We start from the raw sequence: 17934 nt of genomic DNA on the forward strand, positions 1-17934 counted from the left end.
TGGATAAAAAAATTTCCGGCGCCTGCACTTTTCGGCCGCACCGTTCGGCTCATCCCTCAGTGAGTTGTCATTGACCGTTTTGGGGGAGGGAGCATGTCTCGGGTGAACGCGCCAGGTCGTCTGGCGAATGCAGTGAAAGTCGCGTTGTTGGCAACCACCATGGCCAGCGCCTGCTCGGCGAATGCCGACCCGGCCGCAGGGGCCGCGGCGCAGCAGAGCCAGGTCCGCGCCTATGACATCGGCGCCGGCAGCCTGGTGGATGTGCTGACCCGTTTCTCCAGCGCCGCCGGGGCGGCGATTTCCTTTGATGCGCGCCAGACCCAGGGCCGGCAATCGCCCGGACTCAAGGGCCAGTTCGGGGTCGACGAAGGTTTCGCGCGGATTCTGCGGGGCAGTGGCCTGCGCGCCGAGCCCCAGGCCAACGGCAGCTATGTGCTGCGCGCGGTGCCGGTGCTCGGCTCGGCACTGGAACTGGGCGCCACCAACATCAACGGCCAGCTGCTGGGCGCGACCACCGAGGGCAGTGGCTCCTACACCACCGGGGCGGTGACCATCGGCAAGGGCGAGCACTCGCTGCGGGAAACCCCGCAATCGGTGACGGTGATGACCCGCAAGATGCTCGACGACCAGAACCTGCACAGCATCGACCAGGTCATGGAAAAGACCCCGGGCATCACCGTCTACGACTCGACCATGGGCGGCAAGTATTTCTACTCCCGCGGCTTTCGCATGTCGGGCCAGTATCAGTACGACGGCGTGCCGCTGGACATGGGCAACCAGTATGTCCAGGCCGACAGCTTCAGCGGCGACATGGCCTATTACGACCGGGTGGAAATCCTCCGCGGCGCGGCGGGGATGATGAAGGGCGCGGGCGGCACCGCCGGCGGGGTGAACTTCGTGCGCAAGCGTGGCCAGGGCACCCCGCAGACCGAGGTCACGCTGTCCGGCGGCAGCTGGGACAACTACCGCGGGCAGGTCGACACCGGCGGTCCGCTCAACGAGTCCGGCACCCTGCGTGGCCGCGCGGTGGTGGCCGAGCAGAGCCGGCATTACTTCATCGACGACGCCAGTCGCAAGGACCAGGTGTATTACGGCGCGCTCGACTTCGACCTGAGCCCCGACACCACCCTCGGCCTGGGCATCGCCTATGAAGACGTCGACGCCAACCCGTGCTGGGGCGGCCTGCCGCGCTACAAGGACGGCAGCGACCTGAAACTCGGCCGCTCGACCTGCCTCGACCCGTCCTGGAACACCTGGCGCAGCAAGCGCACCACGGTGTTCGGCGACCTCAAGCACCAGCTCAACGACGATTGGGCGCTGAAGGTCGCTGGCGTCTATACCAAGAACACCCAGGACATCAAATATGCCTTCGCTTCCGGCGCGGTGACGCCCGGCATCGACACCACCGGCATGCTCGGCAGCATGTACGACTACGACCAGGTCGATTACGGCCTCGATGCCTACCTGGACGGCAAGTTCAACGCGTTCGGCCTGCAGCATGAGCTGGTGGTGGGGGTCAACGGCAGCCGTGCGGACAAGGACGATTTCTTCTCGGTGGCCTTCCTGCCGCAGCGGCAGAACGTGTTCAACCCGGACCGGCATATCCCGAAACCGGACGACAGTTACTTCATCGAGAACTCGACCCGCGGTGGCCCGGTGAAGACCGTCACCGAACAGCGTGGCCTGTATTCGACCCTGCGCCTCAAGCTGGCGGAGCCCCTGACCTTTGTCGTCGGCGGCCGGGTCAGTTGGTATCGCTCGAAAAGCGATTCGGTGTTCCTCAGTTCGGGCACCTCGGAGCACGCCAGGAGCACCGAGACCGGCCAGGTCACGCCCTTTGCCGGCCTGTTGCTGGACCTCAACGACAACCTGACTGCCTATGCCAGCTACGCGGAAATCTTCACGCCCCAGGGCAACTACCGCTCGCAAAGCGGCTCGGCGCTCAAGCCGCTGGTGGGGGAAAGCTATGAGCTGGGGATCAAGGGCGAATGGTTCGAAGGACGCCTGAACAGCTCCTTCAACCTGTTCCAGACCGTGCAGAAGGACCAGGCACAGACCGACTACAACTCCAGTTGCGCATCATCGGACGGCTACTGCTACCTGAACTCCAGCAAGGTCCGCGCCCAGGGCTTCGAAGCCGAGATCAGCGGCGAAGTCATCGAGCGCCTGCAACTGCTGGCCGGCTACACCTACACCCAGACCAAGACCCTCGACGACATCGACAGCGGCCTCAACGGCGCCGCCTTCAACAGCTACGTGCCGCGTCATGTGCTGCGCCTGTGGGGCGACTACGCCCTCGACGGCGCGTTCGAGCGCTTCAACATCGGCGCCGGGGTCAACGCGCAAAGCGACAACTTCCGGGTCTCGCAGGCCAATGGCGAAAAAATCACCCAGGCCGGCTACGCGGTATGGAACGGCCGCATCGGCTACCGCATCGACGACACCTGGTCGCTGGCGCTCAACGGCAACAACCTGTTCGACAAGCGCTACTACACCACCATCGGCACCGAAAGCTTCGGCAACTACTACGGCGACCCACGCAACTTCACCATGACCCTCAAGGCGCAGTTCTGAACCGGTCAGCCAATAAAAAAACGCCACTCCCGGGAGTGGCGTTTTTGTGTGTGGCTGACTCAGCCGATCTCCACCCATCCCCGGGCGTCGCCAGGCTTCACGGAGCATCCAGCAGCACATCGCCGATGGGCAACTTGGGGACTGCACAAATTTCGGAAATTCCCTACAACACGCCTGTAACTTCTTTCAATAGGATGGCCAGCTGACTAAAAGGAGGGTCACGTATGGCTAATCACGGTTACATGCCTGGCGCTTGTTTAGATACGTCAGAGCAGACTATGTGAGCGCTTATAAAAACATGGGGCCGGGCGCGATGGGTTTTGAAATATATACCGACTTCCAGACAGGAAAGCAGGTGTACCGAGAGTCCGGAAAATGATCTTGTGGGTTTTCCCTGTTTTGGCCGCTTGTGGCATTGGTGTTGCCTACTTTCTGAAGGTGCGCCTCTCTGGCAGCGATTTGAATTACGCCAGGTTTTATTTCTGTTTGGTGTTCAATGGCCTTTTTGTCGTGCCTTACATGGATATTCTTCAGAATAATGACTTTCTGTTCTTGGGGCGTCGGCCCGAGATAATTTCAGAGCATCCATTTATTGGGTGGATTGCTTTTGCTTGCATATTTATTCATCTGTTTGCGCTCCCGGTTAAACGAAAAGTCAAAGTGTGGTTTTCACAAAAGTAAGCGCATGCGAATAAATGATTTCTGGATTACGCAGTGGCCGCAATTCACCTTGGGCGAGCTCTTTCGACACTGCGAATAAGCACTGTCCTGATCTGAAAACCTCGGCCTGCTGCGCCCAGCGAATCGGTTTTTTACCTGGGCGTGCAGGCCTGGAGAGCGGCGTGACTCAGCCGATCTCTACCCATCCCCGGGCGTCGCCAGCGCCCAGCAGATCAGCGACCGGCTTCACCGTAATCCGGCCATCCACGGTGCCCAGCGCCAGTTGCCCGGCGTGGGCGTCCATGGCGTGGATGATGGTCGGCAAGCCATCGATCCGCGCCTTGGCGTTCAGTCGCAGTTGGCCGGTCCGGGCCTCGATCAGCATCAGCGTCCCATCCAGGAAAGCCGCCGCCACCAGATCTGCTTCGGGTAGGTGAGTGATCGCGCTGGGCGATGCCGGGGTGGGGTGGCGCCACAGTTCCTGGCCGCGCTCCAGGTGCCGGCGGTAGATGAAACCCTGGTACGGGTCGCAGACCGAAGGGTTGTAGTGCTGGCCGGCGATCACCACGCCCGCGCCCAGGGCATCCGCCACATAAGCGCCGCGGCATTCCATGGCGTGGCTGGCCCGGGTGCCGTCCTGCTTGAGCAGCGGCCAGAGTCTTTGCAGGGTGCCGTCGGGCTGGACGATGCACAGGGACTTGTGTTCATGGGAGCTGGCCGGCGTGCCCTGCAGCGCGAACAGATGGGGTGCGCCGCTGATGCCGATGTAGTGGTTGAAGCAATCGTAGTGGCCGGCATCCATAGGTTGGACGCTATTGTCGGACGGATCGAGCAGCACATCGCCTGCCTTCGAATTGGGCGATCGCAGACGATTGCGACGTCCCAGGAGGCGGCCGTCGGTGGATGCGCAAAAGGTGTATTCGTCGTCGTAGGTCTGCACCAGCTCCAGGCCGTTATCCGTCAGCGCATACAAACACGAATCCCGTTTATAGACCTCGGGCCCGTCCTGCACCTGCACCCCGTGCACCTGCACGCCGGCCCCGCGCAGGATTTCGACGCCGTAGCCAGGACCCGTATGGTGGGCGAGCCGGGTGCCGTCCGTGCTGTAGATATCCAGCAGGCAATCGTCATGGGTGACGCCTATCCGGTCCGGACCGAGCCAGGCGATATCGCGGATGGCGCTTCGGCATTCCAGCTCGGGCACGCCCAGCCATTGGGCCAGGCGCACGGCCGCTGGGCTCTGGTCATCTGCCGGAAGGCCCGAGGCAGCGACGGTCGCGGCCGGGTCCAGTTCCAGCACCTCTGAGGTTCGGGCTGTCCACGTTGCTTCACTGTCGTCGATCTGCACCAGAAACAGCGTGTCGAGGATCACCGACCAGTCGCTGTCGTCCAGCCCGTCCCATTCTTCGTTCCATGGCCGCACCCAGGCTTCGACCCGCTCGCCGCTGGCGTCGTAGCGGCAGCGCACGACTTCGGGAATATCGGCAAAAGGGCGGCGGCTCTGGCCGGTCTGCCAGTCCCACACGGCCAGCTCGCCTTCGAACTGGTAGCCGCCGTCATAGCGGCCGGCACCGATAACGATGCGGGGCAGGGTGGGGTGGAAACCCAGGTCGTTGATCGGCAGGCACAGTTCGTCGAAGATGGCGAACGGCACCGGCTCGCCACGCCGGTACAGGCCGAGCCGATAACGCAACCCGGTGCCGCCATAAGCCGCCCGCGCGGGCGGATTGACCAGCAACGCAAACTCCGAGACCACGGCGGCGATATCCCCCGCCGGGTGGAAGAACGCGCCGGTGATCCTGCCGGTTCCGCGCAAGGTGGGGTCCATGATGCTGGTCATTGCTATTCCCTGAGTGATGGTGAGCTGGCGTTGCCTGCGCATGCTACTCGCAGCCCGCGCGCGCGGGAAATCATCACGTCAGTCTTGGCGGTGGGTCTTGGCAATGCCGGCTTTCTTGATTGACGTCAACCGCGTCCGCGGGCCGGCGCAGTAGTCTCGTTGCCATCCAACGATGTGCGAGGCCGGGGCGATCCCGTCGCGCTTTTCGCCGCCATGACTAAGGCTCCTGTCCATGAACGACGCGGTACTGACCCACCTCGATTCCCTCGGCCGTGCGCGCATGGTCGATGTCACCGATAAACACGTGACCTTTCGCGAGGCGGTGGCCGAGGCCTGGGTGCATATGCGCGCCGAGACCGCGCGGTTGATCGTCGGCGGTGGCCATCCCAAGGGCGATGTGTTCGCGGTGGCGCGCATCGCCGGTATCCAGGCGGCCAAGCGCACCAGCGAGCTGATCCCGCTCTGTCATCCGTTGCTGCTGAGCAGTGTGGTGGTCGAGTTGAGCCTGGAGGACGAGCATCGCGTGCGCATCGTGTCGCGCTGCAAACTGGCGGGGCAGACCGGGGTCGAGATGGAGGCGTTGACCGCCGCCAGCGTCGCCGCCCTGACGCTGTATGACATGTGCAAGGCGGTGGACCGTGGCATGCATATCGAGTCGGTGCGGCTGCTGCGCAAGTCCGGGGGCAAGAGTGGCGATTACCAGGCGCCCTCGGCATGAGGCTGCAGGTGCAGTATTTCTCCCGCTACCGGGAAACCCTGGGCTGCGCGAGCGAGGTGGTCGAGGGCGATTTCGCCTGCCTCGAGCATTTGCGCCGGCACCTGGCGAGCCGCTGCGGCATCTGGCGAGTGCTGGACGAGCCGAGCCTGATGTGTGCCCGCAACCAGGACCTGTGCGGGCTCGACGAGGCGCTGGACGACGGCGACGAGGTGGCGTTCTTTCCCACGGTGACTGGAGGCTGAAGCGATGATCTATCCGCTGCTGCTCAGCCTGCATCTGTTCGCCGCGCTGGTGTTTATCGGCACGGTGTTCTTCGAAGTGCTGTTCCTGGAACACATCCGCAAGCAACTGCCGGCCAAGCTCATGGTGCTGCTCGAACAGGGCATCGCCGGCCGTGCCCGCCAGCTGATGCCCTGGGTGCTGCTGGCGCTGTTCGGCGCCGGGCTGGGCATGGTCTGGGTGCGTTACCTGCCGGTGCTCGCGGCGCCCTTGGCGTCGTCATTCGGCTCCTTGCTGCTGCTGAAGATTGTGCTGGCCGCCAGCGTGCTCGGGCATTTCCTGGTGGCCATGCTGCTGTTCCGGAGCGGGCGCATGAATGCCCGCTACTCGCGCTTTATCCATCACAGCCTGTTCGGCCATATGCTGCTGATCGTGCTGCTGGCCAAGGCCATGTTCTACCTGAACTGGTAGGCCGGCGCCGACCCCACGCTTGATGCAAATCAAGGAGCCCCGGGCGTTAACGCCGGACACTGGCCCTCCACCGCCAGCCATGGAGCCCTGTCATGCCTGATCTACTGCCGCACCGCAGCGAGTCGGTCGTTCGACGCGATCAAGGCGTGCTCGATCCCAACTGCCCTGTCGACACCCGCCGCTTTCACGGCGGCATCGGTTCCCTGGACCTGCTGCGGGCGTTGCGCGGCAGCCGGCAGAAGCGTCGGCCGCTGTCCCTCAACGTGCAGTTTGCGCCGCGTCTGGCGGGCACCTCGGCCGACGCTGGCGAAAGCTACCTGCGGCGGCTGGAACGCGAGATCGACCTGGTGGGCTGCCACCTGGGGCCGGAGCAGCGGATCGAGCAATTCCACCTGGGTGGCGGCACCCCGGACGCGGCCCATCTGCAACGCTTGATGACACACCTGCGCCAGCGCTTTCACTTCCTCGAACACGATTGTGGCGACTACAGCGTCGACGTCGACCTGCACCACACCGACTGGGCGACCATGGGCCTGCTGCGCGACCAGGGATTCAATCAGGTCAGCATCGGCGTGCCGGATATCGGCAGCGACAGCCAGCTGTCGGTGGCCTGCTACCAGAACCCGGCGCCCATCCATTCGCTGATCGATGCGGCGCGGACCTTCGGTTATCGCTCGGTGAATGTCGACCTGGGCTATGGCCACGTCTGGCAGACCCCTTCGAGCCTCGCCTTGAAGCTCGGCACCCTGATCGAGCTGGAGCCCGACCGCCTGCAGGTGTTCGACTACGCCCAGCCGCCGTTGCGCTACCGGCGCCAGAGCCAGGACCGCCCCGCAGCAGCCTGCAGCCAGGAGGCCAAGGAGGCGATGCGGCGGATCTGCTTCGAGCGCCTGCTGGCGGCGGGGTACCAGTACATCGGCCTGGGCCAGTTCGTGCGGCCCGACGACGACCTGATGATGGCCCAGGAGCGCGGCCGGCTGCGCCGCAACTGCCAGGGTTTTACCTGCCACGGTTATTGCGACCATGTGGGCTTCGGCCTGGGCGCCATCAGCCAGTTCGACGAGCTGTACACGCAGAACAGCGAAGTGCTCGGCGACTATCTGCAACAGCTCGACCTGGGCCAGCTGGCGACCTGTCGCGGCTGGCGTTGCGAGGCCGGCGACCAGGTCCGGCAACTGGTCATGGAGCGCCTGGCGTGTGACCTGGAGCTGGATATCCTGGCCATCGAAAGCCGCTACGGGCTGGTCTTCCGCCAGTACTTCGCGTCCGCCTGGCTGCGCCTGCAACAGCTGAGCTGGAACGGCCTGGTGGAAGTCTCGGAGCGCTTTATCAGCATCCTGCCCGCCGGCCGGCTGGAGGTGGACAGCATCTGCCAGCTGTTCCAGGAGGATTTGAACAGCCCGGGGCAGGCCTGCGGTTGCGCGTGCGTGGAGCCTGATTCCGGGCTTTGATTTAGCCCCTTGATTGCAGCCAGGCGCGGTGCGCTTGACGGCGATCAAGTTTGCCCGCCGGTGCGCTTGCCGCGCCCTTGCCTGGCGCCTTAGCGTGGTCGCCGAACCCCGCTGTGAATCAGGTAGCCCATGGATTTCGGAACGGCTTGCGAACCCTTCTATCAACCCTTGAACAATGAGCAGGCGCTGTTCGAACAGGCCTGGCGGCACGGCATGCCGGTGCTGATCAAAGGCCCCACGGGCTGCGGCAAGACCCGGTTTGTCCAGCACATGGCGCACCGCCTGGACCTGCCGCTGCACACCGTGGCCTGCCACGACGACCTCAGCGCCGCCGACCTGATCGGCCGCCATCTGATCGGCGCCCAGGGCACCTGGTGGCAGGACGGGCCGCTGACCCGGGCGGTGCGCGAAGGCGGCATCTGCTACCTCGACGAAGTGGTGGAGGCACGGCAGGACACGGTGGTGGTCCTGCACCCCCTGGCCGACGGCCGTCGCGAGCTGTTCCTGGAGCGCACCGGCGAAGTGCTGCGGGCGCCGCCGTCCTTCATGCTGGTGGTGTCCTACAACCCCGGTTACCAGAACCTGCTCAAGGGCATGAAGCCCAGCACCCGCCAGCGCTTCGTGGCGATGCGCTTCGACTATCCGCCGCCGGCCGAGGAGGAGCGCATCGTCCAGCGCGAGGTGCAGGTGGATGCGGCCCTGGCGCGGCAGATCGTCGGGCTGGGCCAGGCCCTGCGCCGCCTGGAACAGCATGACCTGGAGGAGGTGGCGTCCACCCGGCTGCTGATTTTCACCGCGCGCATGATCGGCGCCGGCATGCCGCCGCGCGAAGCCTGCCTGGCGTGCCTGGCCGAGCCCCTGAGCGACGACCCTGTCACGGTGGCGGCGCTGATGGACGTGGTCGATGTGCACTTCGGCTGACCCTGCTGCCGACACCCTGGCAGCCCCTCGGCGTCATCTGCCGGGGGATCTGGCGATGTGGTTTTTCATCCTCGCCGAGTTGTCGGTGTTCGCCATCCTGATTCTTGCGTTCGCGGTGACCCAGCAGCTCAAGCCGCAGCTGTTCGCCGAAAGCCGCCAGCTGCTCGACAGTTCCACCGGCCTGGCCATGACCCTGAGCCTGCTCAGCGCCGGGCTGCTGGCGGCGCTGGCCCAGGAGCGGGTGCGCCGGGCGCGGCCACGCCAGGGCGCGGCGCTGCTGCTGGCGGCCTTGCTGGTGGCCACGGTCTACCTGCTGCTCAAGCTCGGCGAGTACCGGCATCTGCTGGGCCTGGGACTCGGGCTTGAGCACGACACCTTCTTCACCCTGTACTGGATCCTCACCGGTTTTCATTTCCTCCATGTGCTGCTGGGCATGCTGATTTTCGCCTGGCTGGCGCAGCGCTGCCTGCGCGGCCGGTATGGCGCCGACAACCCTTCGGGTTTCGAATCCGGGGTGCTCTATTGGCATATGGTCGATCTGGTCTGGGTGCTGCTGTTCCCGCTGGTCTACGTCCTGGATTGACGAGGTGCGCATGTCCGCTGGCAGGTTCTTGCTGAGCTGTTGGGTCGCCCTGGCCGGTCTCAGCGTCGGCACCGTATGGCTGGGCAGCTGGCTGGGGCAGGGCGCGCCGCGCGGGGTGGTGGTGCTGATCCTGCTGCTGGCGGTGGCCAAGGCCTGGCTGATCGCCGACGGCTTCATGGAACTGCGCCACGGGCCGCGCCTGTGGCGCTGGCTGCTGCTCGGCTGGCCGTTGGCGCTGGCCTTGCTGCTGGGCCTGATCCTCAGCCTGTAAATACCCGAGTAAAACCATCGGCGTTTCTTGATTGCCATCAAGCGGGTTTGCCCCCCGCGCTTCCTAGAATGGCCGGGCCAAGCCAAGAGGAAGCGAGCATGTCGGAAACCTTCACCAAAGGCATGGCCAGGAACATCTATTTCGGGGGAAGCGTGTTCTTCTTCCTGATCTTCCTGGCCTTGACCTATCACACGGAGCAGACCTTTCCCGTACGCAGCAACGACGCGCTGTTGAGCGCGGCGGTGGTGCGCGGCAAGACGGTCTGGGAGCAGAACAACTGCATCGGCTGCCACACCCTGCTGGGCGAGGGCGCCTACTTCGCGCCGGAGCTGGGCAACGTGTTCCAGCGCCGCGGCGGCGAGGAGGGCTTCAAGCCTTTCCTGCAGGCCTGGATGAAGATGCAACCCCTGGGCGTGCCCGGACGCCGGGCCATGCCGCAATTCAACCTGAGCCAGCAGGAGGTCGACGACATCGCCGAATTCCTCAAGTGGAGCTCGAAGATCAATACCAATGGCTGGCCGCCAAACAAGGAGGGCTGAACGATGCGTCTTGCCAATCCACACCTGAAATTCGCCTCGCAAGCCGTGGCCAAACCCTACTTCGTGTTTGCCCTGATGCTGTTCCTCGGCCAGGTGCTGTTCGGTTTGATCATGGGCCTGCAATACGTGATCGGCGATTTCCTGTTCCCGATCATTCCCTTCAACGTGGCGCGCATGGTCCACACCAACCTGCTGATCGTCTGGCTGCTGTTCGGCTTCATGGGGGCGGCCTACTACCTGATCCCGGAAGAGGCCGACCGTGAACTGCACAGCCCGAAACTGGCGCTGCTGCTGTTCTGGGTGTTCGCCGCCGCCGGCGTGCTGACCATCCTCGGCTACCTGCTGGTGCCCTACGCGGGCCTGGCGCGGCTGACCCACAACGAGCTGCTGCCGACCATGGGCCGCGAGTTCCTCGAGCAGCCGACCATCACCAAGATGGGCATCGTGGTGGTGTGCCTGGGCTTTCTCTACAACATCGGCATGACCCTGCTCAAGGGCCGCAAGACCACCGTCAGCATGGTGATGATGACCGGGCTGATCGGCCTCGCGGTGTTCTTCCTGTTCTCCTTCTACAACCCGGCCAACCTGGCCCGCGACAAGTTCTACTGGTGGTGGGTGGTGCACCTGTGGGTGGAAGGCGTGTGGGAGCTGATCATGGGCGCGATGCTGGCCTTCGTGCTGATCAAGGTCACCGGCGTGGATCGCGAAGTGGTGGAGAAATGGCTCTACGTGATCATCGCCATGGCGCTGATCAGCGGGATCATCGGCACCGGTCACCACTTCTTCTGGATCGGCGCCCCCGAGGTCTGGCTGTGGGTCGGCTCGATCTTCTCGGCCCTGGAGCCGCTGCCGTTCCTGGCCATGGTGATCTTCGCCTTCAGCATGGTGAAGAACCGCCGCCGCCAGCACCCCAACCGCGCCGCCACGCTGTGGGCCAAGGGCACCACGGTGACCGCGTTCTTCGGCGCCGGGGTCTGGGGGTTCCTGCATACCCTGGCGCCGGTCAACTACTACACCCACGGCACGCAACTGACCGCGGCCCACGGCCACCTGGCGTTCTACGGCGCTTACGCGATGATCGTCATGACCCTGATCAGCTACGCCATGCCGCGCTTGCGCGGCCTCGGCGAGGCGGCGGACGAACGCTCGCAGACCCTGGAGGTCTGGGGCTTCTGGCTGATGACCCTGTCGATGGTGATGATCACCCTGTTGCTCACTGCCGCCGGCGTGGTCCAGGTGCTGCTGCAACGCTGGGCCGAGGACGGCACGGCAATGCCGTTCATGGCCACGGTGGAGCATCTCAGTGGACTGTTCTGGGCGCGCCTGGTCAGCGGGCTGGGGTTCTTCGCCGGGCTGCTGTGCTACCTGCTGAGCTTCCGCCAGCGCGGCCGCGCCGCCTTGCGCGCACCGGCCCCGGTGGTGTCCTCATGAACGACCGCTGCTGGCGAAACGTATCCCTGTAGCCGCTGTCGAGCGCAGCGAGGCTGCGATCGGCAGCGCAGCGGCCGCAAACCGGGCCATGCGGTCTTTCAGGCAAACCGCGTGCGCAGGTTTTGCGAGGACTACGTCGGAATGCCGCCCACCTCGATCGCAGCCTCGCAGGCTCGGCAGCGGCTACAGGACAACGCACGATGATCTCTATGTAGCCGCTGCCGAGCGAAGCGAGGCTACGATCGGTCGCGCAGCGGCCGCAAACCGGGCCATGCGGTCTTTCTGGCAAACCGCGTGCGCAGGCTTTGCGAGGACTGCGTCCTCGATCGCAGCCTCGCAGGCTCGGCAGCGGCTACAGGACAGGCACGACGACGATCTCTATGTAGCCGCTGTCGAGCGAAGCGAGGCTGCGATCGGCAGCGCAGCGGCCGCAAACCGGGCCATGCGGTCTTTCCGGCAAACCGCGTGCACAGGTTTTGCGAGGACTGCGTCGGAATGCCGCCCACCTCGATCGCAGCCTCGCAGGCTCGGCAGCGGCTACAGGACAACGCACGATGATCTCTATGTAGCCGCTGCCGAGCGAAGCGAGGCTGCGATCGGCAGCGCAGCGGCCGCAAACCGGGCCATGCGGTCTTTCCGGCAAATCGCGTGCACAGGTTCTGCGAGGACTACGTCGGAATGCCGCCCACCTCGATCGCAGCCTCGCGGGCTCGGCAGCGGCTACGAAGATTGGATAGCGCTGGAAAAGGTCGGTCCGGCTGACGTAGCGGACCGTTTTTCTGTACTGGAAAAAAGGAGGTTCCATGGCCTTCACCCTGGAACTGGAAGAGTGGGTCGGCAGTGTCTGGCACCGCTTTATCACCCGCCGCGCCAGCGTGGATTTTCCCGAGGCGCGGGTTGAGCTGGCGCCGCGCCAACGGGCCCTGGCCCTGCTGTTGCGGGCCATGGGCGGCGACGGTCGCGGCGTCGAGGCGGCCAGCGAGCGCGACCTGCTGTTGCGCCGCAGCCTGTTGCAGCAGATCGCCGGCACTTGCCGGCAACTGCCCCTGGCCTGGTGCGATGCCGACAACCTGCGTCTGCCGGCCAGCCTCGCGGTGTTTCCCGAGGCGGCGTTGAACGAAGAGCTGTATCGCTGGCTGGCCCTGCTGGCGGCGCAGTCCGGGCCGATGCGCCATTGGGGCCGGGACAATCAGCGCTGGACCCGGCGCCTGTTGCAACGCTACCCGGCGTTGCAGGATCGCTACCAGCGGCTGGTCGAGGCGCATCTGCAACTGCGCCCCGATCCGGCCTCGCTGAGTCGCCCCGAGGCCGCGCTGGAGCGGGCCTTGTGCCAGGCCCTGCGCGAGCCCGGCAGTGTCGCCGAATTTCCCCGCAGCGAACGCGCGGCCTGGCCCGTGCCGTTATGGCTGTACCCACCGCTGCACCTGGCCAGCCCGCTGGCCGCCGATCTTGAGGGCTCGCCGGAGGATCTGGCGACCACGGCCGGCGAGCAGGCCGGCGGACGCAAGCGCGCCAGCCGGGTCGAGGACCATAGCCGCGACGGCGGCCTGCTGATCCTGCGCCTGGAGAATCTGTTCAGCTGGACCGAGCATGTGGACCTCGACCGCTGGGCCGACGACAGCGAAGACCCGGACGCCGCCCGGGTCGCCGCCGACCTGGATGAGCTGACCCTGTCGCGCACCCGCCTGCGCAAGGGCGGTGGCCTCAAGCTGCACCTCGACCTGCCGCCGGCGGATGTCGATGACATTCCCCTGGGCGAGGGCATCCACTTGCCGGAATGGGACTATCGCAAGGGGCGGCTGCAGGAAGCTTTCGTCAACCTGCAGATGCTGGTGCCGCGCGATTGCCAGGCGCAGCCGCTGCCGTCGCGCCTGAAGCCGTCGGCGCAGCTGTTGCGACGGCAGTTCCAGCAGCTGCGCAACGACCGCCAGTGGTTGCGCCAGCAGCCCCAGGGGTCGGAGCTGGACATGCAGGCCTGGCTGGATTTTCACGTCGAGCGCGCCCATGGCGCCTGTGCCGAGCGCGGCCTGTTCATGGAGCAGCGCCAGACCCGGCGTGACCTGGCGTGCCTGCTGCTGGCTGACGTCTCGATGTCCACCGATGCCCACCTCAACGACGAGCACCGGGTGATCGAGGTGATCCGCGACAGCTTGCTGCTGTTCGGCGAAACCCTGGCTGGCCTGGGTGATGACTTTGCCTTGTACGGGTTTTCCTCGCTGCGTCGCCAGCAGGTGCGCATGCAGGAACTCAAGGCCTTCGACCAGCGCTACGATGACCACACCCGCGGGCGGATCCAGGGGCTCAAGCCGGGGTTCTATACGCGCATGGGCGCGGCGATCCGCCAGGCCACGCGCCTGCTCGCGGGCTGCAAGCGCCAGCGCAAGTTGTTGCTGCTGTTGACCGACGGCAAGCCCAACGACCTCGACCTCTACGAAGGCCGCTATGGCGTCGAGGACACCCGCGAGGCGGTACTGGAAGCGCGCCGCCAGGGGCTGACGCCGTTCTGCATCACCATCGACCGCGAAGCGGCGGCTTACCTGCCGTACATGTTCGGCGCCAATGGCTACACCTTGATCCGCCAGCCCGAGCAACTGCCGCTGCGTTTGCCGCAGTTGTATCGACAGCTGACCCAGCCTTGAGGCGCAACACCCCTCGACGGCAGGCGCCTGGCTCGCCAGTGAAGAGACCCTCGGCTGTTGCCCGCGCCTGGGACACCTTCGCCGGCGAGGGCAGGCGAGGGGGAAGGGTTCAAGGTTCCAGGCAAACCTGGTGTGCAGGCCTTGCGGGGACTGCATCGCAATGCCAATCAGGCAACGCGTTATTTCAGGTAAATCTTGCGCATAGGTTTTGCGAGGACTGCGTCCTCGATCGCAGCCTCGCTAACGCTCGACAGCGGCTACACGTAGAGACCAGAGCCATGCGCGGTCCTGTAGCCGCTGCCGAGCCTGCGAGGCTGCGATCGGCTGCGTAGCGGCCGCAAAACGGGCAACTCGGCAGCGGCTACAGGACCGTGCACGACTCCAGACCTGTAGCCGCTGTCGAGCGTTAGCGAGGCTGCGATCGGCTGCGTAGCGGCCGCAACGGTGTTCCAGGCAAAAGCGTCCGCTAGGAGCGCGGCAGCCAGAAGAACATCGCCACGCAGAACAGCGTCAGACCGATGCAGAACCCGGTAAAGCGCCGCAACCGGCGTTGTTCGGCGTGCGCCGCGGTGGCCGGCAACGGCATGCCGCAATGACGGCAGGCGCTTTGCCGAGGCGGGTTGGACTGTTGGCAATACAGGCAGACCGGCCCGGCGCTCATTCGAATTGCTCCAGGCGCGGGCGGTCGAGAATCACGATCTGGCGGCCGTCCTGGCTGATGATCTTTTCATCGATCAGGCGGCGGATGATCCGCGAGAAGGTCTCCGGCTGGATCGCCAGGTGGCCGGCGATCAGCTGCTTGGCCATCGGCAGTTCGAACTGGCGCTCCACCGGTTGCAGCTGCATCAACTGCGTCAGCAGATACCGCACCACCCTGTGGGTGGCGTTCTTCAGCGACAGGGTTTCGATCTCGTTGACCCGCTGGTGCAGGCGCACGCAGAGCTTGCCGAGCAGGGCGAAGGTCAGGCGGCTGTTGCTTTGCAGCAGCCGCAGGTAGGTGTCGTTGGACAGCCGATAGAGCTGGGTCGGGCCGATGGCTTCGGCCGAGGCCACATAGTCCGGCGTGTCCATCAGCATCATGGCCTCGGCGAAGGTCTGGCGCGGGCCGATGACCTCGAACACTTTCTCCTGACCGTCCGGCGTCAGGCGGTAGATCTTCACCGCGCCGGCGATCACGAAATAGAAGGCCTCGGCCGGCTCGCCCTGGCGAAACAGCGGGTCACCCTTGTCGAGGCTGAGCAACTGGCTGGCCGCCATCAGCTCGTCCAGCTGTTCCTCGTTGAGGGGCTCGAACAGGTGATGGCTGCGCAGGATCTGGTGATGCACGCGATGAAGCACCATGAATATTCATCCTTAATGGTTTGGAGGGGAGGGCGGCTGCCAGGCAAGAGCTGCCGGAGCAGGGCTGTCAGACAAGGCCGAGGGCGACACGGCTGGCGAGGGCGAGGATCGCGCCGAGGACGACAAACCACGTCAGTGGCTGAAGGGTTTTTTTCAGGAAGGCTCCGGCGGTGTTCATGGTGGCTCCGGTAATTCGGGAGGGATGGGGGTGGCCTGTGTTCAGCAAGACCCGGGCCAGGCGCCAGGGCCCCTGTACGCGGGGGATCTGCGGTTGCATGGTCAAAAAGACCTGGCGATTTCGGGTGTAAATGACTAGCGAATGGTCAATTTGACCCGCTCATTGAAAGACGAACCCCGGTACCGCGCCAGCCGCACCCCCGGCCCGCCGGCTTATGGCCGCGCGAGGCTGCGACCGGGCCCCGGGGCACGCCCCTTGCACTGCCAGAAAGGACGGCGGGCACAACGGCCCACCGCATCCCGGGCAAGCTTGATTTGCGACAACGGCAAGGGCGCGCCAATGGCCGATGATGGCCGGGGATTTCATTCGCCGCGTGTCGACCGTCGCCGGGTCGGCCGCTGGGTAAAGGAGTGGGCTTGATGCAAGTACTTGACCGTCGTGCAGCGCTGGCGATCGTGCCGCTGTTACGCCTGGCCTTCCGGCCGTTCTTTCTCGCCGGTTGTGTCCTGGCGCTGCTGGTGGTGCCGCTGTGGCTGACGGCCCTGCAGGGTGCCCTGGGCGACTGGCAACCGGCGGGGGGCTGGCTGGGCTGGCACCGCCACGAACTGCTGTTCGGTTTCGGCCTGGCGATCATCGCCGGCTTCCTGCTGACCGCGGTGCAGACCTGGACCGGCCAGCCGGGCCTCTGCGGCAAGCCGCTGGCGGCCCTGGCCCTGCTCTGGCTGGCCGCGCGCCTGGCCTGGCTGGGCAGCGCGCCCTGGCCGCTGCTGGCGGTGCTGGAGCTGGGCTTTCCCCTGGCGTTGGCTGGGTTGATGGGCCGCATGCTGTGGAAGGTACGGCAGCAACGTAATTACCCGATTGTCCTGGTGCTGCTGTTGCTCGCCGCGGCCGATGGCCTGTCGGTGGCCGGCCTGCTGCAGGGCCATGAAGGCTGGCAGCGCCAGGGCGTGCTGAGCGGCCTGTGGCTGGTGGCGGCGATGATGAGCCTGATCGGCGGGCGGGTGATTCCGTTTTTCACCCAGCGCGGCCTCGGTCGGGTCGCGGCCGTGGCGCCCTGGCCGTGGCTCGATTATCTGCTGCTGGTGGGCTCGGCCTTGGTGGCGCTGCTGTATGCCGCCGGGCCGGCGCTGGTGGCCAATACCTGGGTCGGCGCGCTGTTCCTGCTGCTGGCGGCCGGGCACCTGCTGCGGCTGTGGCGCTGGCAGGACCGCGGGCTGTGGCGGGTGCCGCTGCTGTGGTCGCTGCACCTGGCCTACGCCTGGCTGGCGCTGGCCTGCCTGGGTATGGCGCTGTGGCATTTCGGCGCGCCGCTCAACCCCAGCCTGGCCCTGCACGGCCTGACCATCGGCGCCATGGCCGGGCTGATCCTGGCGATGATCGCCCGGGTCAGCCTGGGCCACACCGGGCGTGCGCTGGAGCCGCCGGCGGGCATGACCCTGGCGTTCATCCTGCTCAACCTGGCCTGCCTCAGCCGGGTGCTGCTGGTGCTCTGGCTGCCGGTGGCGGCGTTGTGGCTGGCGGGCCTGTGCTGGGCCCTGGCCTTTGCCCTGTACGTCTGGCGCTACGGGCCGATGCTGCTGCGGGCGCGGCTCGACGGGCATCCGGGTTGAGCCTGAACGCAGAGCTAGGAGAAGGGCAATGATCTACCCCTGGTTACTGGTCACGCATTTGCTGGCCGCCATCGCTTTTATCGGCACGCTGTTCTTCGAGGTGTGCATCTGGCATACGGCGCGCCGGCAACTGGCGAGCGACGCCCAAGTGGCGGCGGACCAGGCCATCGCGGTGCGTTCGCGCAAGGTCCTGCATGGCGTGGTGCTGCTGTTGTACGGCGCCGGTATCGGCCTGGCCTGGCAGCATCGCGGCGCCTTGAGCCAGCCCCTGGGCAGCAGTTTCGCCAGCCTGTTGAGCCTGAAGATTGTCCTGGCCCTGAGCATCATCGGCCATTACCTGTTGCTGGCGTACTGGCTCAAGACCGCGCGGTTGAGCGCCGGCCGCGCCTGCTGGATCCGCCGCAGCGTGCTGGGGCACATGCTGCTGATCGTGGTCCTGGCCAAGGCGATGTTCTATTGGCACGGCTGAATGAACGTGCCAGCCCCAG

General features: G+C 65.5%; 16 protein-coding genes. 13 read left to right on the forward strand and 3 right to left on the reverse strand.

Annotated features, from left to right (window positions below):
- The first annotated feature begins 93 nt into the window (after window positions 1-93).
- Window positions 94-2574 (forward strand): TonB-dependent siderophore receptor, encoded by a 2481-nt coding sequence (locus NRG23_RS00420; RefSeq protein WP_103331842.1) that lies wholly within the window; start codon window positions 94-96, stop codon window positions 2572-2574.
- 847 nt (window positions 2575-3421) lie between these two features.
- On the opposite strand, the gene NRG23_RS00425 is transcribed toward NRG23_RS00420, so the two are convergent.
- On the reverse strand, window positions 3422-5074 hold the full coding sequence (locus NRG23_RS00425; RefSeq protein ID WP_257373483.1) for a hypothetical protein: 1653 nt from the start codon (window positions 5072-5074) through the stop codon (window positions 3422-3424).
- Between the two features lie 232 nt (window positions 5075-5306).
- On the opposite strand from NRG23_RS00425, the gene moaC reads away from it, so the two are divergent.
- From moaC to NRG23_RS00475, 10 genes are all read left to right on the forward strand, one after another.
- Window positions 5307-5792, forward strand: a complete 486-nt coding sequence (gene moaC, locus NRG23_RS00430) for a cyclic pyranopterin monophosphate synthase MoaC (protein WP_257373484.1) — start codon at window positions 5307-5309, stop codon at window positions 5790-5792.
- Window positions 5789-6034: a MoaD/ThiS family protein gene (locus tag NRG23_RS00435; protein ID WP_007929122.1), complete on the forward strand. Its 246-nt coding sequence runs from the start codon at window positions 5789-5791 to the stop codon at window positions 6032-6034. The genes moaC and NRG23_RS00435 overlap by 4 nt, the downstream gene beginning before the upstream one ends.
- Window positions 6035-6038: 4 nt before the next feature.
- The gene (locus tag NRG23_RS00440) at window positions 6039-6482 is read left to right on the forward strand and encodes a CopD family copper resistance protein (RefSeq protein WP_257373485.1); all 444 of its coding nucleotides are present in this window, start codon (window positions 6039-6041) and stop codon (window positions 6480-6482) included.
- A gap of 92 nt (window positions 6483-6574) precedes the next feature.
- Window positions 6575-7933 (forward strand): coproporphyrinogen III oxidase, encoded by a 1359-nt coding sequence (locus tag NRG23_RS00445; RefSeq protein ID WP_257373486.1) that lies wholly within the window; start codon window positions 6575-6577, stop codon window positions 7931-7933.
- Between the two features lie 129 nt (window positions 7934-8062).
- Complete coding sequence (locus tag NRG23_RS00450; protein ID WP_257373487.1) at window positions 8063-8854, forward strand: CbbQ/NirQ/NorQ/GpvN family protein; 792 nt, start codon at window positions 8063-8065, stop codon at window positions 8852-8854.
- Complete coding sequence (locus NRG23_RS00455) at window positions 8838-9437, forward strand: cytochrome c oxidase subunit 3 (protein ID WP_135006701.1); 600 nt, start codon at window positions 8838-8840, stop codon at window positions 9435-9437. The genes NRG23_RS00450 and NRG23_RS00455 overlap by 17 nt, the downstream gene beginning before the upstream one ends.
- A gap of 10 nt (window positions 9438-9447) precedes the next feature.
- Complete coding sequence (locus tag NRG23_RS00460; protein WP_016702477.1) at window positions 9448-9708, forward strand: cytochrome C oxidase subunit IV family protein; 261 nt, start codon at window positions 9448-9450, stop codon at window positions 9706-9708.
- A 98-nt stretch (window positions 9709-9806) separates the two neighbouring features.
- A complete protein-coding gene (locus NRG23_RS00465) occupies window positions 9807-10247 on the forward strand; it encodes a cytochrome c (RefSeq protein ID WP_016702476.1) in 441 nt (146 codons plus the stop codon).
- A 3-nt stretch (window positions 10248-10250) separates the two neighbouring features.
- Window positions 10251-11678: a cbb3-type cytochrome c oxidase subunit I gene (locus tag NRG23_RS00470; protein ID WP_257373488.1), complete on the forward strand. Its 1428-nt coding sequence runs from the start codon at window positions 10251-10253 to the stop codon at window positions 11676-11678.
- 803 nt (window positions 11679-12481) lie between these two features.
- Window positions 12482-14317 (forward strand): nitric oxide reductase activation protein NorD, encoded by a 1836-nt coding sequence (locus tag NRG23_RS00475; RefSeq protein WP_257373489.1) that lies wholly within the window; start codon window positions 12482-12484, stop codon window positions 14315-14317.
- Window positions 14318-14783: 466 nt separating this feature from the next.
- Here NRG23_RS00475 and NRG23_RS00480 read toward each other — a convergent pair whose 3' ends face one another.
- Window positions 14784-14978, reverse strand: a complete 195-nt coding sequence (locus NRG23_RS00480; protein WP_028682730.1) for a hypothetical protein — start codon at window positions 14976-14978, stop codon at window positions 14784-14786.
- Complete coding sequence (locus NRG23_RS00485) at window positions 14975-15658, reverse strand: Crp/Fnr family transcriptional regulator (RefSeq protein ID WP_009049464.1); 684 nt, start codon at window positions 15656-15658, stop codon at window positions 14975-14977. Before NRG23_RS00485 ends, NRG23_RS00480 begins: the two co-directional genes overlap by 4 nt.
- A 597-nt stretch (window positions 15659-16255) precedes the next feature.
- Between NRG23_RS00485 and NRG23_RS00490 the strand changes: the two genes are divergently transcribed.
- Window positions 16256-17446, forward strand: coding sequence for an NnrS family protein (locus NRG23_RS00490; protein ID WP_124345051.1), 1191 nt, complete (start codon window positions 16256-16258; stop codon window positions 17444-17446).
- A gap of 28 nt (window positions 17447-17474) precedes the next feature.
- The gene (locus NRG23_RS00495; RefSeq protein ID WP_016704283.1) at window positions 17475-17915 is read left to right on the forward strand and encodes a CopD family copper resistance protein; all 441 of its coding nucleotides are present in this window, start codon (window positions 17475-17477) and stop codon (window positions 17913-17915) included.
- Window positions 17916-17934: the final 19 nt, after the last annotated feature.

It is taken from the genome of Pseudomonas sp. T8, from assembly GCF_024610635.1.
Classification (GTDB): Bacteria; Pseudomonadota; Gammaproteobacteria; order Pseudomonadales; family Pseudomonadaceae; genus Aquipseudomonas; species Aquipseudomonas chlororaphis_I.

Coding starts and splice junctions, on each gene's coding strand:
- NRG23_RS00420 (WP_103331842.1), top strand. CDS start 94: ATGTCTCGGGTGAACGCGCCAGGTCGTCTGGCGAATGCAGTGAAAGTC.
- NRG23_RS00425 (WP_257373483.1), bottom strand. CDS start 5,074: ATGACCAGCATCATGGACCCCACCTTGCGCGGAACCGGCAGGATCACC.
- moaC (WP_257373484.1), top strand. CDS start 5,307: ATGAACGACGCGGTACTGACCCACCTCGATTCCCTCGGCCGTGCGCGC.
- NRG23_RS00435 (WP_007929122.1), top strand. CDS start 5,789: ATGAGGCTGCAGGTGCAGTATTTCTCCCGCTACCGGGAAACCCTGGGC.
- NRG23_RS00440 (WP_257373485.1), top strand. CDS start 6,039: ATGATCTATCCGCTGCTGCTCAGCCTGCATCTGTTCGCCGCGCTGGTG.
- NRG23_RS00445 (WP_257373486.1), top strand. CDS start 6,575: ATGCCTGATCTACTGCCGCACCGCAGCGAGTCGGTCGTTCGACGCGAT.
- NRG23_RS00450 (WP_257373487.1), top strand. CDS start 8,063: ATGGATTTCGGAACGGCTTGCGAACCCTTCTATCAACCCTTGAACAAT.
- NRG23_RS00455 (WP_135006701.1), top strand. CDS start 8,838: ATGTGCACTTCGGCTGACCCTGCTGCCGACACCCTGGCAGCCCCTCGG.
- NRG23_RS00460 (WP_016702477.1), top strand. CDS start 9,448: ATGTCCGCTGGCAGGTTCTTGCTGAGCTGTTGGGTCGCCCTGGCCGGT.
- NRG23_RS00465 (WP_016702476.1), top strand. CDS start 9,807: ATGTCGGAAACCTTCACCAAAGGCATGGCCAGGAACATCTATTTCGGG.
- NRG23_RS00470 (WP_257373488.1), top strand. CDS start 10,251: ATGCGTCTTGCCAATCCACACCTGAAATTCGCCTCGCAAGCCGTGGCC.
- NRG23_RS00475 (WP_257373489.1), top strand. CDS start 12,482: ATGGCCTTCACCCTGGAACTGGAAGAGTGGGTCGGCAGTGTCTGGCAC.
- NRG23_RS00480 (WP_028682730.1), bottom strand. CDS start 14,978: ATGAGCGCCGGGCCGGTCTGCCTGTATTGCCAACAGTCCAACCCGCCT.
- NRG23_RS00485 (WP_009049464.1), bottom strand. CDS start 15,658: ATGGTGCTTCATCGCGTGCATCACCAGATCCTGCGCAGCCATCACCTG.
- NRG23_RS00490 (WP_124345051.1), top strand. CDS start 16,256: ATGCAAGTACTTGACCGTCGTGCAGCGCTGGCGATCGTGCCGCTGTTA.
- NRG23_RS00495 (WP_016704283.1), top strand. CDS start 17,475: ATGATCTACCCCTGGTTACTGGTCACGCATTTGCTGGCCGCCATCGCT.